At 62.8% G+C, this 16,413-nt stretch carries 18 protein-coding genes; 14 read left to right on the top strand and 4 right to left on the bottom strand.

From position 1 onward, the window contains the following. The first annotated feature begins 248 nt into the window (after window positions 1-248). Window positions 249-398, top strand: coding sequence for a hypothetical protein (locus tag B3605_RS11160; RefSeq protein WP_018899325.1), 150 nt, complete (start codon window positions 249-251; stop codon window positions 396-398). Between the two features lie 61 nt (window positions 399-459). Here B3605_RS11160 and B3605_RS11165 read toward each other — a convergent pair whose 3' ends face one another. After that, window positions 460-1,257: an undecaprenyl-diphosphate phosphatase gene (locus tag B3605_RS11165; protein WP_047506892.1), complete on the bottom strand. Its 798-nt coding sequence runs from the start codon at window positions 1,255-1,257 to the stop codon at window positions 460-462. A 282-nt stretch (window positions 1,258-1,539) separates the two neighbouring features. Here B3605_RS11165 and B3605_RS11170 point away from each other — a divergent pair, with 282 nt between their 5' ends. From B3605_RS11170 to B3605_RS11190, 5 genes are all read left to right on the top strand, one after another. Beyond that, window positions 1,540-2,232, top strand: a complete 693-nt coding sequence (locus tag B3605_RS11170; protein WP_047506891.1) for a glutathione S-transferase family protein — start codon at window positions 1,540-1,542, stop codon at window positions 2,230-2,232. Between the two features lie 11 nt (window positions 2,233-2,243). Further along, complete coding sequence (queG, locus tag B3605_RS11175) at window positions 2,244-3,404, top strand: tRNA epoxyqueuosine(34) reductase QueG (protein ID WP_112973934.1); 1,161 nt, start codon at window positions 2,244-2,246, stop codon at window positions 3,402-3,404. Beyond that, a complete protein-coding gene (locus B3605_RS11180; protein WP_112944847.1) occupies window positions 3,404-4,276 on the top strand; it encodes an SDR family oxidoreductase in 873 nt (290 codons plus the stop codon). Before queG ends, B3605_RS11180 begins: the two co-directional genes overlap by 1 nt. Before the next feature lie 406 nt (window positions 4,277-4,682). Further along, window positions 4,683-5,045, top strand: coding sequence for a septal ring lytic transglycosylase RlpA family protein (locus B3605_RS11185; protein WP_026283154.1), 363 nt, complete (start codon window positions 4,683-4,685; stop codon window positions 5,043-5,045). Between the two features lie 162 nt (window positions 5,046-5,207). Then, window positions 5,208-6,497 (top strand): RsmB/NOP family class I SAM-dependent RNA methyltransferase, encoded by a 1,290-nt coding sequence (locus tag B3605_RS11190; protein ID WP_112944846.1) that lies wholly within the window; start codon window positions 5,208-5,210, stop codon window positions 6,495-6,497. Window positions 6,498-6,522: 25 nt separating this feature from the next. Here B3605_RS11190 and B3605_RS11195 read toward each other — a convergent pair whose 3' ends face one another. Then, window positions 6,523-7,029, bottom strand: a complete 507-nt coding sequence (locus B3605_RS11195; RefSeq protein ID WP_047506884.1) for an HPP family protein — start codon at window positions 7,027-7,029, stop codon at window positions 6,523-6,525. Window positions 7,030-7,241: 212 nt separating this feature from the next. Between B3605_RS11195 and B3605_RS11200 the strand changes: the two genes are divergently transcribed. Genes B3605_RS11200 through B3605_RS11215 form a run of 4 tightly spaced genes read left to right on the top strand, consistent with a single transcriptional unit; the run spans window position 7,242 to window position 12,342 of the window. After that, entirely contained in the window at window positions 7,242-8,522 is a 1,281-nt protein-coding gene (locus tag B3605_RS11200) for an imelysin family protein (RefSeq protein ID WP_112944845.1), read from the top strand. A gap of 46 nt (window positions 8,523-8,568) precedes the next feature. Beyond that, complete coding sequence (locus B3605_RS11205; protein ID WP_112944844.1) at window positions 8,569-10,104, top strand: di-heme oxidoredictase family protein; 1,536 nt, start codon at window positions 8,569-8,571, stop codon at window positions 10,102-10,104. Further along, complete coding sequence (locus B3605_RS11210; protein ID WP_112944843.1) at window positions 10,104-11,240, top strand: imelysin family protein; 1,137 nt, start codon at window positions 10,104-10,106, stop codon at window positions 11,238-11,240. Before B3605_RS11205 ends, B3605_RS11210 begins: the two co-directional genes overlap by 1 nt. A gap of 4 nt (window positions 11,241-11,244) precedes the next feature. Beyond that, window positions 11,245-12,342, top strand: coding sequence for a DUF1513 domain-containing protein (locus tag B3605_RS11215; protein ID WP_112944842.1), 1,098 nt, complete (start codon window positions 11,245-11,247; stop codon window positions 12,340-12,342). Here B3605_RS11215 and B3605_RS11220 read toward each other — a convergent pair. After that, entirely contained in the window at window positions 12,328-13,404 is a 1,077-nt protein-coding gene (locus tag B3605_RS11220; RefSeq protein ID WP_112944841.1) for a DUF2252 family protein, read from the bottom strand. The two genes, B3605_RS11215 and B3605_RS11220, sit on opposite strands and share 15 nt — an antisense overlap. Before the next feature lie 136 nt (window positions 13,405-13,540). On the opposite strand from B3605_RS11220, the gene B3605_RS11225 reads away from it, so the two are divergent. After that, on the top strand, window positions 13,541-13,993 hold the full coding sequence (locus B3605_RS11225) for a TspO/MBR family protein (RefSeq protein WP_112944862.1): 453 nt from the start codon (window positions 13,541-13,543) through the stop codon (window positions 13,991-13,993). An 11-nt stretch (window positions 13,994-14,004) separates the two neighbouring features. After that, complete coding sequence (locus tag B3605_RS11230; RefSeq protein ID WP_112944840.1) at window positions 14,005-14,637, top strand: nucleotidyltransferase domain-containing protein; 633 nt, start codon at window positions 14,005-14,007, stop codon at window positions 14,635-14,637. Here B3605_RS11230 and B3605_RS11235 read toward each other — a convergent pair. After that, window positions 14,634-15,095, bottom strand: coding sequence for a GNAT family N-acetyltransferase (locus B3605_RS11235; protein WP_112944839.1), 462 nt, complete (start codon window positions 15,093-15,095; stop codon window positions 14,634-14,636). The genes B3605_RS11230 and B3605_RS11235 overlap by 4 nt on opposite strands. A 149-nt stretch (window positions 15,096-15,244) precedes the next feature. Here B3605_RS11235 and B3605_RS11240 point away from each other — a divergent pair, with 149 nt between their 5' ends. Both B3605_RS11240 and B3605_RS11245 read left to right on the top strand, forming a co-directional pair. After that, complete coding sequence (locus tag B3605_RS11240; RefSeq protein ID WP_026283151.1) at window positions 15,245-15,694, top strand: PaaI family thioesterase; 450 nt, start codon at window positions 15,245-15,247, stop codon at window positions 15,692-15,694. After that, on the top strand, window positions 15,691-16,329 hold the full coding sequence (locus B3605_RS11245; RefSeq protein ID WP_112944838.1) for a 5'-methylthioadenosine/S-adenosylhomocysteine nucleosidase: 639 nt from the start codon (window positions 15,691-15,693) through the stop codon (window positions 16,327-16,329). The genes B3605_RS11240 and B3605_RS11245 overlap by 4 nt, the downstream gene beginning before the upstream one ends. Window positions 16,330-16,413: the final 84 nt, after the last annotated feature.

Raw genomic sequence — 16,413 nt, forward strand, 5'->3', positions numbered from 1 at the left:
GACCCCGCGGGCGGCGTTGCGCGTTTTGAGGCAGGGGTTAAAAAACAGGCTGAACCATCGGCTTTTGCGGGTTTATGCACCGCCGGGCGTTGCATAAAAGTCGCATGAAAAGTTTAGCGGAATTAACAGGAAATTTAGCAGGAACATTTATTGCTATTTCCCATTCCTCTGACTACACACCCCGCGCGTCTGTGCTTGGACTCAGCGCCTCAAACAGGCGCGCTCAAACGACTTGAAAGGTTACTTCGATGGGTAGGTCAATTGCGCTGCTTTTTGCTTCCGCGGCGCTGGTGATTCTGGCTGGTTCTTTCGTGGCGCCTGGTTCGGTCGCTGCCGTGAAGGGCGAATGCTCGCCGGCCTACGGCGTCGATCCCTGCGAAACCGCAGCTCTCAGGTAAAAGAAAAACCGGCGCCCCAAGACGCCGGTTTCTTTTTTGGTTGGGGAGCTTTGCTTCCCGATCAGGCGATCATACCGACCGATGCCATGCCCAGCAGGATGGCGCCGAGAATGATGCGGTAGATCGCGAAGGCCGTGAACTTGTTGCTCTGGATATAAGAGAGCAGCCATTTGACGGCAACGAAGGCAACGATCGTCGACACGACGAAGGCAATGCCGAGAGCGGTCCAGTCTTCATTGGCCGCGCCACCATCCTTGAACGTCTTCAGCAATTCATAGGCGCTTGCCGCATACATCGTCGGGATACCGACGAGGAACGCGAATTCCGTGGCGGCCGCGCGGTTGCCGGTGCCGGCGAGCATGGCGACGAAGATCGTGGACGCGGAACGCGAGGTGCCCGGAAACACGCCGGCGACGACCTGCGCGATACCGACAAGGATGGCGACCAGCCAGGTGATCTCCTTGTGCGGCGGACGGCGGGCGGCGAGCCATTCTGCAACCATCATCCAGATACCGCCGATGATCAGCGCCCAGGCGATCGGGGTGGCCGTGCTCGGCAGCTCGAAGCCGAGCTTCTTGACGATCAGGCCGAGGACGGCGGTGATCAGGAAGGCGAGGATGAGCTTGAAGAGATAGGAGCGGTTTTCGGGATCCTGCCAGCCGAGCAGGAGCGTCATGATACGGCGCCAATAGATGATGGTGACGGCGAGGATGGCGCCCGCCTGAATGACGATGTTGAAAAGATCAGACCGGTGGCCGAGCCATTGCTCCGCAATGATGAGGTGGCCGGTGCTTGAAATCGGTAGAAACTCGGTAATGCCTTCGACTATGCCTAGGATTATCGCGTTTATGTAATCCATCAATTGTCTCCGTTTCGGGGTTCGGTCAGACGGGAATTGTGCTGTGCCGCTGGGGGAACGACACCAATTTTCACCAGACGAGGATGCGACGAGAACCTCTGATCGGTTGTCGGCGATTTTTGGGCGAGGTCGATTTCCTTCGTCAGGGTTTCGGGCGGCCCGACTCGCTTGTGTTGGAGGGGCCAAACTTCTATAGCTTCAACGAATGAGTCATGACTAGGGCGCTATAATCATCGCGTCCATGCGACGTGCACCCCCAGCCATCCAAAAATCCGAGTCTCGATGCCCACGCTCTATCATCACCCCATGTCATCCGCATCACGCTTCGTCCGGTTGATCCTGACGGAGTATGGCTATCAGGCAGACCTGATCGAAGAGCAGACCTGGGAGAAGCGCCGGGATTTCCTGGCGCTCAACCCGGCCGGCACCCTGCCCGTCTATGTCGACGACAGCATGCGCGCGCTCTGTGGGTCGACCGTGATCTCCGAATATCTCGACGAGACGCACGGTGTGCTGAAGCGTGACCGCCGGCTCTTGGCCGAAGACCCGTTCCAGCGCGCCGAAATCCGGCGGCTGACCGAGTGGTTCATGGTCAAGATGGAAACCGACGTGACCCGGCCGCTGGCGCGCGAGCGCGTCTACAAGCTGCAGATGACGGCTGACCAGGGCGGTGGCGCACCGGATTCGAAGATCCTGCGTACGGCGCGCGCCAATATCCGCCAGCACATGAAGTACCTGACGTGGCTCTCCGGCTCGCGCCAGTGGCTCGCGGGCGACCGCATGAGCTATGCCGATCTGGCGGCCGCGTCTTCCGTCTCCATTCTCGACTATCTCGGCGAGATCGACTGGACGGAATCGCCGCTCGTCAAGGAATGGTACCAGCGCATCAAGTCGCGCCCGTCCTTCCGCCCGCTGCTCACCGAGCGCGTGCGCGGCCTGACCCCTGTTTCGCACTACGCCGACCTGGATTTCTGACGGGGCCTCTCATGCCCGAACGATCCGCACTGACTAAGGAAGACAAACGCCGCGAGACTTTGACCGCCTTCGTCAAGGCGGAAGCGCAGGCGCTCGGCTTCGATCTCTGTCGGATCACGCGGCCGGACAGCATTCCCGAGGCGAAGGATCGCCTCGGTGAGTTCATCGATGCCGGCAGGCACGGAACGATGGAGTGGATGGCCGAGACGCGGGAGCGGCGCGGCGATCCACGCACGTTGTGGAGCGACGTGAAATCGGTCGTCGTCTTCGCGATGAACTACGGGCCCGAGGAAGACCCGCGCGGCATTCTTGAGAAGCCGGACAAGGCGGCGATCTCGGTCTATGCGCGCAACCGCGATTATCACGACATCATCAAGGGCCGGCTGAAAGAGATCGCCACGCGGTTTGCGGCGCGCGCCGGCGAAGATGTGAAAGTGTTTGTCGATACCGCCCCCGTGATGGAGAAGCCGCTGGCGGCCGCGGCCGGGCTCGGCTGGCAGGGCAAGCACACCAATCTCGTCAGCCGCGCGCACGGCTCCTGGCTGTTTCTCGGCTCGATGTTCACGACGGCCGATCTCTTGATAGATCCGCCCGAGATCGATCATTGCGGCTCGTGCCGGGCCTGCCTCGACGCCTGCCCGACGAATGCCTTTCCTGCGCCCTACCAGATCGACGCGCGGCGCTGCATTTCCTATCTGACGATCGAACACAAGGGTCCAATCGATCCCGCCATCCGGCCGCTGATCGGCAATCGCATCTATGGCTGCGACGACTGTCTGGCCGCCTGTCCCTGGAACAAGTTCGCCAGCGCTGCTTCCGAAATGAAGCTGAAGGCGCGCGAGGATTTGCAGGAGCCTGACATCGCCACGCTGCTTTCGCTCGACGATCCCACATTCCGCAGCTTCTTCAGCGGCTCTCCGGTCAAGCGCATTGGCCGCGACCGCTTCGTGCGCAACGTTCTGATCGCGGCCGGCAATTCCGGCGATCGCCAGTTCGTCGATGCCTGCCTTTCGCTTTCCGCCGACGCATCGCCTGTCGTCCGCGCCATGGCGATATGGGCGCTGTCACGGCTGATGGAGGCTGGCGAATTTAAGCGCTTTGCTGCACAAAGGCCTCAGGATGAGTCGGACAGCGATGTGCTGAACGAATGGAGACTGGCGGGAGCGGCGTGATGCATCTTGTGATTTTCGGTTGCGGCTTCTCCGGCACGGCCATCGCCAAGGCATTCATGGCCGAGGGTTTTCGCGTTTCCGGCACGACGCGCTCCGTAGAGAAGGCAGCCGCGCTGAGAGCGCAGGGTATCGAGGCCTTCGTCTTCGACGGCGAGACGCTCGATGCGACGCTTATCGACGCCATGCGCTCGGCCACGCATCTGGTGCAATCGATCGCGCCGCGCGAGGCAGGCGATCCGCTGCTGAAGCTTGCTGGCGAGCGCATCGAGACGCTCATGCCTGAACTCTGCTGGATCGGTTATCTCTCGACCGTCGGCGTCTATGGCGACCACAAGGGCGAATGGGTGAGCGAGGAGACGCCGTGCGTTCCGGTCTCGGGCCGCTCCAAGGAGCGCTTGGAGGCGGAGGCGGCGTGGATTGCGATCGGCGAGCGGATCGGCATTCCCGCGGCGGTGCTGCGCCTATCGGGCATCTACGGGCCGGGCCGCAATGCCTTCGTCAATCTGGCGCGTGGCACGGCGCGGCGGCTGATCAAGAAGGATCAGGTTTTCAACCGCATCCGCGTCGAGGATATCGGCGCCAGCGCGCGGTTTCTCTCGGACCACAAACTTGGCGGCATCTATAATGTGACCGACGACCGCCCCGGCCCGCCGCAGGATGTCATCGTCGAGGCGGCCCGCCTCATGGGCGTCGAGCCGCCGCCGGAACAGGCCTTCGAGACCGCCGAACTGACGCCGATGGCGCGCTCCTTCTATGGCGAGAACAAGCGCGTTTCGAACGCCAAGCTGAAGGCCGCCGGCTTCTCCTTCGCCTTCCCCACCTACCCGCAATCACTCGCGCAGTTGTTGCAAAACGAGCGCTGGCGCGGCTGACTTAGACGCCCCTGATATCGCTAAATTGCATCAGATGAATTGGTAGGAAATTCCTACTCCAGGCAGATTTCGTTAAAATTTGGCGCAAAATTTGGGCGGAAGCCTTGGAAATTGCCCAAATGGGGCGGGAATTATGACGCCCGCGCAAAATTATTTTCGTGACTTTTGTGATCGCGGGAGTCGTGAACGGCTTCCCGCAAAAAAAGTTCTAATTTTACTTGATTCAATTGCGCTTTTTTCATTCGAAACCGCTTGACGACGGGTCGAATCATTTTGCCGGCTCATCACATATATTTCAAAACGTAACATTCCGTGATCACTCGGGGCACTTTTCTGCCACTTTTCGACCGGTTTAAGCCCCCGCCGCCCACAAGGCGTAGGTTTAACAGTTGAGGGACACCCCGTTTTGAAGAAAATTTGTCGTTCTATTATCGCCGTCACAACTATAGCAGCCTGTTCTACGATCCTTCCGATGGAAGGTTTTGCTGCAAATGGTTGCGGTGGCGCGTCGTGGTACGCACTTCACTCCAAAACCGCTTCCGGCGAACGCATGAACCCGACCATCAATACTGCCGCGCACCGCTCGCTCGCTTTCGGCACCAAGGTCAAGGTCACCAACCGCAACAACGGCCGCAGCGTCGTCGTCCGCATCAACGATCGCGGTCCTTTCATCCGCGGCCGCGTTCTCGATCTTTCCCGTGCAGCCGCCAGCAACATCGGCATGGTCAGCACCGGCACTGCCAAGGTCTGCTACGAAGTCATCGGCTAACGCCTGATATAAGCCACCGCTTGCTCTTGCCGCCAATCGCGGATACCACGCGGTTGAGACTTGTGTACCATCCGCTGCGTCTGTCGCGCTTCCTGCGGATCGTTCACAAGCCGCCGGCCCTTGAAGGGTCCGGCATTGATCCAGGCAATAGGAGCGTTGTGAATGCGATTGGGCGGTAGGCTCGAAGGGGCGATTTCGGTTCTTGAAGACATCGATGCCCGCAGACGGCCTGTCGCCGATGCCCTCAAGGATTGGGGGCTCGCGCATCGGTTCGCCGGTTCCGGCGACCGCGCCGCGATCGGCAACATCGTCTACGACGCGCTTCGCATGCGCCTCTCGCACGCCTGGCTGATGGACGACGACAGCGCATCGGCGATTGCCCATGCCGTCATGTTCCGCCAGTGGGGCTTTACACCCGAGACGCTTGCCGCCGAGCTTGCCGATGACAAGTTCGCGCCGGCAGCACTCTCCGAGGCAACGCTTTCGGCCTTTCACTCCCGTGATCTCAAGGATGCTCCTTCCCATATCCAGGGCGATATCCCGGAGTGGATACAGCCCACCTTCGAAAAATCCTTCGGCGACACCTGGCTTCGCGAAGCACAGGCGCTCGCCGACCGACCGACGCTCGATCTCCGTGCGAACATCCTGAAGGCCACCCGCGAAAAGGCCGTCAAGGCGCTCGAAAGATCAGGCGCGCAGGAGGCCAGCATCGCACGCTACGGCATCCGGATTGCCGCGGGCGAAGGAGCCTCCCGTCTTCCCAACGTGACAGCGGAGCTTTCGTTCCAAAAAGGCTGGTTCGAGGTTCAGGACGAGGGATCGCAGATCGTGGCCGATCTCGTGCTGCCCCAGGATAGCGAGCAGGTGCTCGACTACTGCGCCGGCGGCGGCGGCAAGACGCTCGCCATGTCGGCGGCGATGCACAACAAGGGCCAGGTTCACGCCTATGACGCCGATCGCAAGCGGCTGGCGCCGATCATCGAGCGGCTGAAGCGCGCCGGCACCCGAAACGTCCAGGTGCACGACAATCCGAAGGCGCTGAAGAACCTCGAGGATCGCTGCGACAAGGTGCTGGTCGACGCGCCCTGCACGGGAACCGGCACATGGCGCCGACGCCCGGATACGAAATGGCGCCTGACGCCCAAGAATCTCGACGAGCGCACCTCCCAGCAGCAGGACGCGCTGAGCCAAGCGAGCGCCTATGTGCGCCCCGGCGGCGAACTGATCTACGTAACCTGCTCGGTGCTGCCGCAGGAGAACGAGGAACAGGTACGCGCGTTTACAGCCGCCAATCCGGAATTCGAGATTGCGGGCGCGCTCGAGGGCTGGGATCAGCTGTTCGGCAAGGACAGCCCGCATCCGCGCTCGTCCGACGGCCAGACGATTACGCTGACGCCCGCGTCGACCGACACGGACGGCTTCTTCTTCTGCCGGATGAAGCGCAAGGGCTGATGGAGGGCTCCAAGAGGAGCCCAAATCAGTGCGGGGCCCGCAGCGGATATTGATGCCGCGGCGGGATCAGGTGATGCAGCACGGCGATCGCGATCAACAGCGCGCTGCCGAAACCGACGATCAGGAACAGCATTGGCCCGCCCATATGCGAGCCGAAGGCCACCAGCGGCACGGCGCCCGCCGGCGGATGGGTGACGCGCAGCATCAGCATGCCGGCAATCGTCAGCCCGACGGCAATCGCGCCGACCCACCAGAGCCCCGGAAACAGGAAGACCGCCAGGCCGCCGATCAGCGCCGCCAGAAGGTAGCCGCCGATGACATTGGCCGGCTGCGCGAGCGGGCTCTTCGGCTGGCCGAAGATCAGGACAGCCGTGGCGCCGAAGGGCGCGATCAGCAGCGGAATACCGGTGAAAACGGTGAGCGCGCCAACCGAGGCCATGCCGATCATGGCGCCGATGCCGGATTTCAGATGGAGATGGACGGTACCCTTCGGCTCGTGGCGATGGGTGAAATGCTTGAGATGTCGGCGCATACGCGGTCTATCCGGACAATGTTTATGCAGTTGCACAGTGATTACTCACATATCGCCCATTTTCCAAGCAATTCGATTTCGATTTGACGGCCTTTCGGCGGATTTCGTTCCTTAAAACCATTCCAAACTAGAGTGTTTGACACCAGTTTGCTTTTGGGCGAAGACATTTTCGCCGGGCCTTATAAAGCACGCCCGTCACAGGAGAGGATCCCATGAAACTCAACAGGAATTTCTGCGCAGCCCTGGCGCTGGCGGTGGCCCCAACCGCTTTGTCCGCCATCCCCGCTTACGCGGCCCCGGATGCTGCTGCCGTTGTGAAATATTACACCGAAGTCGGCCACGCGAAGTATGAGGACGCGCTGACCACGGCGAAGGCTCTCGACGCCGCGATCGACGCCTTCTTGAAGGAGCCGACGGACAAGACGCTTGAAGCTGCCCGCGCCGCCTGGATCAAGGCTCGCGTTCCCTATCAGCAGACGGAAGTCTATCGCTTCGGCAACCCGATCGTCGATGACTGGGAAGGCAAGGTCAACGCCTGGCCGCTCGATGAAGGCCTGATCGACTATGTCGACGCTTCCTACGGCACCGAGAGCGACGAGAACTCGCTTTACGTCGCCAACGTGATCGCCAACAAGACGATCAAGATCGACGGCAAGGATGTCGACGCTTCGAAGCTGACGCCCGAATTCCTGTCCGGTACGCTGGCTGAAGCCGGCGGCGTCGAAGCCAACGTCGCGACCGGCTATCACGCCATCGAATTCCTGCTCTGGGGCCAGGACCTGAACGGCACCGGCCCAGGCGCCGGCAACCGCCCGGCCACCGATTACGACCTGAAGAATTGCACGCACGGCAATTGCGACCGCCGCGCCGAATATCTGAAGTCGGCATCGACGCTGCTGGTCTCCGACCTGCAGGAAATGACCGACAACTGGAAGCCGGATGGCGAAGCCACCAAGCATGTCGAAGCCGATCCGAAGGCCGGCCTCGTCGCCATCCTGACCGGCATGGGCTCGCTCTCCTACGGCGAACTGGCCGGCGAGCGCATGAAGCTCGGCCTGATCCTGCACGATCCGGAAGAAGAGCATGATTGCTTCTCCGACAACACCTACAACTCGCACCTCAACGACGCTGTCGGCATCGCTGCCGCCTACACGGGCAACTACACCCGCGTCGACGGTACGAAGATGAAGGGTCCGTCGCTGCACGATCTCGTCGCCGCCAAGGACAAGAAGCTCGACAAGGAAATGCAGGGCAAGCTCGACGCGACGCTGAAGGCGATGGCGATCATGGCCAAGCGCGGCCAGAACGTCGAGAAGTACGACCAGATGATCGCCGAGGGCAACAAGAAGGGCAACGCTGTTGTCCAGGCTGCCATCGACGGCCTCGTCGACCAGACGAAATCGGTGCAGCGCGTGATCGCAGCCCTTGATCTCGGCACGGTCAAGCTTGAAGGTTCCGACAGCTTGGATAATCCTGGCGCGGTCTTCAAATAAGTAAAAAGGCGGGCCGCTTCGCTGTCGAGGCGGCCCGAACTCCGAAATGTCGCCTTTCTCGGCCCGTCGTCTTCTCTTCAGCGCAACCATCTGCGCCACGATCGCCGGCCTATCCGCCGCCCTTGCGGATAATTTCGACCTTCCCACCAAGCGCACCGATCTCACGGAAGCCGACGCCAAGCGCGTTGCCGACGTGACGCGGCCGACCACCGACTTCTCCAAGGCCGAGCCATACGAGGCCATGCAGGCGGGCGGTGCGACGTCGATCGATCCGGTGACGCGCAATTCCTTCTCGCATATCTCCGCGAACATCCCTTTCGAGGAGGAGCAGCCGTTCAAGCTCGGCAATGCGCTCTTCAAGAAGCTCTGGGTCTCCGCCCCCTCCTCGACGCAGGCCTCCGACGGGCTGGGGCCGCTGTTCAACGCGCGCTCCTGCATGAACTGCCACCTCAACGACGGGCGCGGCAAGCCGGAGCCCGACGCCAGCACCAGCTCGATGTTTCTCCGACTGGCGCGGACGGCCAAGACGCCCGACGAGGAGCGCGCCGTCGCCAATGCCGAGACCATCAACTTCCCAGATCCCGTCTACGGCCACCAATTGCAGGACCGCGCGGTATCTGGCCTTCCCGCCGAGGGGAAGATGGCGGTCAGCTACACCGAAGAGCCGGTGACGCTTGCCGGCGGCGAGACCGTGTTGCTGCGGCGGCCGCGCTACGCGATCGACGACCTCGGCTATGGGCCGCTCGACCCGTCAACGACGATCTCGCCACGCGTGGCGCCGGCGATGATCGGGCTGGGGCTGATCGAGGCCATTCCCGAGGCCGACATCCTCGCGCATGCCGATCCGGACGACAAGGACGGCGACGGCATTCGAGGCAAGGCGGCGATCGTGCGCGACCACCGCACTGGAAAACCCGCGCTTGGCCGCTTCGGCTGGAAGGCGCAGAACGCCAGCGTGCGCGACCAGAGCGCCGATGCCTTCCTGAACGACATCGGCATCTCCACCCCTGACCAGCCCGACCCGCATGGCGATTGCACGGAGGCGCAGGCCAAGTGCAAGGCGATGGCCACAGGCGTGCAGAAGCGGCTTGGAAATGAGGAAGCGCCGGGGCCGATCCTCGACCTCGTGACCTTCTATTCCGCCAATCTGGCCGTGCCGGCGCGGCGCAAGGCGAGCTTTCCCGAGACGCTGAAGGGCAAGCAGGTTTTCTACGAAAGCGGCTGCACGGCCTGCCATGTTCCGAAGTATGTGACGCGGCGCGACAGCCTCGACAAGGCGCAGTCCTTCCAGCTGATCTGGCCCTATTCCGACTTCCTGCTGCATGACATGGGCGACGGGCTGGCGGACGGACAACAGGTTGGACTTGCAAGCGGACGTGAATGGCGCACGCCGCCGCTATGGGGTATAGGTCTCACCAAGACTGTCAGCGGACATAGCTTTTTCCTTCATGACGGCCGGGCCAGAAACCTCACCGAGGCCATTCTCTGGCATGGCGGCGAAGCACAAAAGTCGCGCGACGCATTTGCCTCCCTGCCTGCGGATAACAGGCAGGCACTGATTACGTTTTTGGAGTCTCTTTGATGCGCCTTTGGTACCCTCTGGTTCTCTCGCTTGCCCTTGCCTCCAATGCCGTGGCGCAGACGGCCGCTCCGCAGGCGGGCGAGACCCCAGCACCGGCGGGACAGGCTGCCGCTCCGGCCGGGTTGAACGAGGAGGCCGTGCCCGCCGTCATGCAGCGCGCGGTCGACGAGGTGATCCGCCCGGGATACCGCAATGCCCAGCAATCGGCGGCGCGGCTGACCACGGCGATGAAGGATCTCTGCGACAAGGGCACGCCCGGCAGCCTCGACAAGGCGAAGTCGGCCTTCGACGACATCATCCGCTACTGGTCGGCGATCGAAATGGTGCAGGTCGGTCCCGTCATCCAGGACAATCTCTTCGAGCACATCCTGTTCTATCCGGACCGCAAGGGCGTGGGCCTGAGGCAGGTGCAGACGCTGATCGCCAAGGCCGATCCCAAGGATACGACGGTCGACGCGATCGCCTCCAAGAGCGTTGCCCTGCAGGGCCTGACGGCGCTCGAATACGTGCTCTACGGCACAGGATCGGAAGACCTCACCAACCAGAAGAGCGGTTTCCGCTGCCTCTATGGCGCGGCCGTCGCGGGCAACATCCAGCGCGAGGCCGCCGAAGTCGTCGCCGCCTGGGAGAAGCCTGACGGCATCCAGGCGAGCTGGAAGCATCCGGGTCCGCAGAGCGCCGATTTCATGGACAACAAGGAAGCCGTGACCGCGCTTCTCGGCACTCTCGTGCACGGCGCCGAGAATGTCCGCGATCAGCGCCTCGAGCAGTTCTACAAGGGCAAGGACGCGACGCCGCGCCCGAAGATGGCGATCTACTGGCGCTCCAAAAACACCTGGAAGTCGATGGCATCCAATCTGGAGGGGCTGCGCAACCTTTGGCAGAAAGCCGAGATGGCCGACCTGCTTCCAGCAGACAAGAAGCCGGTCGCCGACGCGATCGACGCCAAGCTGAAGTCGCTGCTTGAGACCGTGCCGAAGCTCAACCCCGATATCGAGGTCGCGACCAGCGATGCCGAAAAGGCAAAGCTCGATCAGCTCCTGGTCGATACCCGCGACCTGGTGACCATGATCAGCGACAATTATGGCGCCGCGATCGGCCTTTCGGCCGGCTTCTCCTTCTCCGACGGCGATTGAGCCGATGATCAGGAGTGCCGCAATCGACCGGCGCAGCTTCGTCAAGGCGGCCGGGCTGACGTTCCTGGCGGCCTTGCAGCCGCGCGCGCTGATGGCGCTCGAGCGCGCCGACGCCGTCTATGCCTCAGGCATGCGTCAGGCCAATGGGTCCTTCGCGATCGCGACCGTTTCCGAGCGCGGCGAGATCATCGATCAGGTGGCTCTGCCGGCACGCTCGCACGGCATGGCCTTCAGCGCCGCCACGGGCAAGACCGTCGCCTTTGCGCGGCGGCCGGGCACCTATGCGATGATCTTCGACCCGCACGGAAAAGCCAAGCCGATCGTGATCACGGCCGCCGCGAACCGGCATTTCTATGGCCACGGCGCGTTTTCGCCCGATGGGCGCATCCTTTACGCCAGCGAGAACGATTTCGACGGCAATCGCGGCATGATCGGGCTCTACGACGCCACCCATCGCTTCGAGCGGATCGGCGAATTCGAGACCTACGGCGTCGGCCCGCACGACATGACCGTCAGCGACGACGGGCGCATGCTCATCATTGCCAATGGCGGGATCGAGACGCATCCAGATTTCGGCCGCACCAAGCTCAACCTCGGCAACATGCAGCCATCGCTGACGCTCGTGGATGCCACAACCGGCGCGCTGATCGAGAAGCACACGCTACCCGCCGAATGGGCGCAGGTTTCGACGCGCCATGTCGATGTCGACGACAGCGGCCGCATCTGGTTTGCCTGCCAGTATGAAGGCCGCCGCAACGATCTGCCGCCGCTGGTCGGCTCCTTCGCCAAGGGCGAGGATTTGCGCTTCGTCGATCTGCCCGAAGAGACCACCCGAAGGCTCGCCAACTATGTCGGCGCCATTGCCGTCAACCGCAAGGACGGACTGGTGGGCGTGACGTCTCCCAAGGGCGGGGCCTCGGTGACGATCGATGCCATAAGCGGCCGGGTGCTGCGCGAGGAGATCGTGCCCGAGGCGGCCGGCATCGCGCCTGCAAAGAGCGGCTTTGCCGTTTCCTCCTATGACGGCGATTTTCTTGGTCAGCGCAGCGACGTTGCCTGGGACCAGCACATCGTCAGGATCGCGCCCTCACGACGCGTGTGACCATGTTTTCTGCTCGGCGCCGATCTGCGCTGCCGCAGCCTTGGCGTCTTCCACCAGCCAGCCCGGCTTACGAGCCTTGAGGTCGCGCAGGATAGCGTCAACGGCCGCAGGATCATTGGCGTGGCAGTTGCCGATCTCGAAGCCCATCAGATCAAGCATATCCGGCGAGAGCAGCAGATCGGAATTGCCGTCGATCTCGATCTTGGTGCTGCTCGGCGACAGCCGCCGCACCAGAACCGAGCCGATCAGCCGATAGTGCGGATCGGGAGACCGCATCTGACCTGTCGCGATCTCGACGGCGTGGATGGCGCGATCATCGGGCGCGTGGGCGAGCGACCAGGCCGATTGCAGCATGGCCTTTGCCTCGCGCAGCACCGGCCCGCCCCGCCAATCCGTGTAAGCGATGAAACGCGGACGCCCGAGGCTACCGGTGCCCGCCGTGCGCGGCTTCGGAACGTAAGCGGCATGGCCTGGTGGCAAGGACGCGTCGAGCGCTTCGGCATAGGCCGACGACGCCGGCTTTTCGCCTGGCGCAAGGCTCGCGAATTTATCCCAGAAGGCGCGGCGTTCGCTATCGGGCAGGGTCAGCGCCTTGCGCAGCCATTTGTGATCGCGCTCGAGAATGATGGGCGCGGGCGTCTGCAACGCCCTCAGATATCCCCCCAGCACCGAGGCCGCGATCGTCTGGGCCGGCGGGCCGCCCTCGGTGACCGCCAGGAGCGCGCTTGCCGTCAGCCGGATGAGATCGAGCGCGTAAGGCATGACGGCTGCGTCGTCGAAATCATTGGCGCCCCAGACGAGGCGTCCCTCGACGTCGCGCCAAGTGCCGAAGTTTTCCAGATGCGTGTCACCGATCGCCAGAACCTTTGGCGCGGCGGCAGCGTCGGGGCAGATATCGAGGATCGTTTCTGAAAAGCGCCAATAGGTGGCGCGCAGGAAGGAGAAGCTGCTTGATCGCATCTTCATGTGCTTGCGCAGGAGGTCGCCTTCGACCAGATCGGCCCCGAGTTGGCCGCGAAGCCAGCTTTCGTAGGCCTGTGTGGACTGCACGATACCGGCCATTTCGAAGCACTCCAATTTCCTGCTTCGCCGAGCATATCCCGAAGCGCGTAGCGGGCAATCGGGATCATTGCACGATCATTTGAATCGTATGCGATATGGCTCTGGCGAGGCGACCGTCGCGCCCTATCTCCGCCGCATGAGCAAAGCCCTGACCTACATCATTTTCGTTGCGATCGTGCTTGGCGGCGGTCTCGTGATCGGCGTCAACAATCTTCCGGGCGAATGGTATCAATCGCTTGCCAAGCCGCCCTTCAACCCACCGAACTGGGTATTCGGCCCTGCCTGGGCCATTCTCTACGTGTTGATCGGGCTTGCCGGCGCGCGCACCTGGATGCGCGGGCATCTCTCGGTGGGGATGCTGATCTGGGCGGGACAGATGGTGGCGAATTTTCTCTGGTCGCCGTTCTTCTTCGGCCTGCAGGTGCCGGCGGTAGCACTGGTGGTGATCCTTGCCCTTCTGGCACTGATCATCGCCTTCATCCTCAACCGCTGGAATGCCGACCGGATCGCGGCGCTGCTCTTCCTGCCCTACCTCGCCTGGGTTTCCTTCGCGACGCTGCTCAACGCCTCTATCGTCTATCTCAACTGAGATTGCCCTTGATGCCGCACGCCGCTAACACGGGCCGCATGGAGACACGACCGACCCCCGATCACGGCGCATGGGACGCCTGGCAGCCTACGGAACTCGCCTTGCGACTCGGCGGGATTGCGAAGCCATGGTGCGTGGTCGGCGGCTGGGCGCTCGATCTATGGCATGGAGACAAGACACGCGATCACGAGGACCTGGAGTTCGCGGTGCTGCGCGACGACGTCGCGATGTTTCGCGCGGCGCTCCGCGACATGGACTTTTACGCTGTCGGGAGCGGCGTGGTCTCGCCTCTGCCTGGAGATACAGCGCCGCCCGCCGGGATCGCGCAGATATGGTGCCACGATCGCGCCGCCGGCCGCTGGCGCGTCGACATGATGATCGAGGAGGGAACGGCGGATCGCTGGGTCTACAAGCGCGATCCCTCGATTGCGCTGCCGCGCGCCGAGATGATCGCGACCACCGCCGACGGCATACCCTATCTCAGGCCGGCGGGCGTGCTGTTGTTCAAGGCGAAATACCTGCGCGACAAGGACGAGATAGACTTTGCCAAGGCGCTGCCGAAGCTTGCTCCTTCCGAGCGCGACTGGCTGAAGGCCACGCTGGGACAAGCGCACCCCGGCCATGCCTGGCGGGACCGGCTCTAGAGAAATTTCGCCATTCGGAAATTGGTGAGGCGCTGGCCGCGTTTCTCGACGCTCTGGCGGGCGATGACGCTGAAGCCTCGACGCTCGAAGAAGGGCCGCGCGGTGAGGCTTGCCTCGGTGAAGATGCGGCCGATGCCCTGTTTTTTAGCTTCCTCCTCGACCGTCGCAAGAAGCAGGCTGGCGACGCCGATGCCCTGATGGGCGGGATGGACAAACATCATGTCGAGGTGACCATCGGGTTCCAGATCGGAAAAGCCGATGAAGTGCCCCGCACGCTCGGCGATGAAGGTTGGCCGGCTGGCGCGGCGCTCCGCCCAGGCGGTGCGATCCTCGACCTTCGCCCAGGCCTCGATTTCCGCCGGGCTGTAATCGCGCGATGCCACCTCGCGGATCGCCGCCAGAAAAATCGCGATCGTGTCGTCGCAATCATCCGCCGTGTAACGCCTCACCTGCAGCATGCCATTCCCTCCTCGTCTCTGCACTCGCCTGCCCGATCTAGCACGCCACGCCGTCAGCGTTGAGTGCACAATCGTACCGGCCATTCCGCCATTGCGCTTGTGTGGCGCGGCGACGCATGGCACTTTCCGGCTCGCACGAGGGCAGACAGATGACCAACACCGATAGCGGCGATTTCCGCGATCGCATCCAGACCAATTTTTCGCGCCAGGCGGCGCTGCACACGATCGGCGCCGAACTCACCCGCGTGGAGCGGGCGATGGTGGAGATCGAGCTGCCGTTCGACGTGAAGCTGACGCAGCAGCACGGCATCCTGCATGCCGGCATCATTTCGGCGGTGCTGGATTCGGCCTGCGGCTTTGCCGCCTACAGCGTCATCGACCCCGACGCCTCGGTGCTGACGATCGAATTCAAGGTGAACCTGCTTTCGCCCGGGCGCGGCGAGCGCTTCCTGTTTCGCGGCGAGATCACCAAGCCCGGCACCAATATCATCGTCGCCGACGGGCGCGGCTACGCGATCAGCGACGGCCCGGCCAAGCTGATCGCCTCGATGACCAGCACCATGATGATCATACGCGGCAGAGAGGGCATTACCGGATGACGTTCGAACTGAAATCGGTCGCGGGAAAATCCATCCTGTTCGTGATGGCAGCCGAGGCCGAGTACGGCCCCTTCCTGCGCTCGCGCTTCGAGCCTTTGATGACGGGCGTCGGCCCGGTCGAGGCCGCCGTGGTGCTGACGCGCACGCTTTCAGCCCTCGAGCACCAGGGAGAGCTGCCGCAACTCGTGGTCTCGCTCGGTTCGGCCGGCTCGGCAAAGCTCGAGCAGACGGCGGTCTACCAGGTGACGTCGGTTTCCTATCGCGACATGGACGCCTCGCCGCTCGGCTTCGAGAAGGGACGCACGCCGTTTCTCGACCTGCCTGCCGTGATCGACCTGCCGCTGCGCATCCCCGGCGTCGCGGAAGCGACCCTGTCGACCGGTGGCAATGTGGTCTCGGGCGCGGCCTATTCTTCCATCGATGCCGACATGGTGGACATGGAGACCTTCGCCATCCTGCGCGCCTGCCAGGCCTACAATCTGCCCTTGATCGGCTTGCGCGGAATTTCCGACGGGGTCGAGGAGCTGCAGCACATCTCCGGCTGGACCGAATATCTGCATGTGATCGACCGCAAGCTATCGGATGCCACCGACAGCCTGTTCACCGCGCTGGAAGATGGGGTATTCTGGTTCTAGCGCTTTCGATGCCCAAGAAACGCCTCCAGGCCCTGCGAAAGCGGGACAATCGATGCAATAAAATCCCGCGGCGGCGGATTTCCC

The sequence above is a fragment of the Rhizobium sp. UBA1881 genome (genome assembly GCF_002338015.1).
Taxonomy (GTDB): Bacteria; Pseudomonadota; Alphaproteobacteria; order Rhizobiales; family Rhizobiaceae; genus Rhizobium.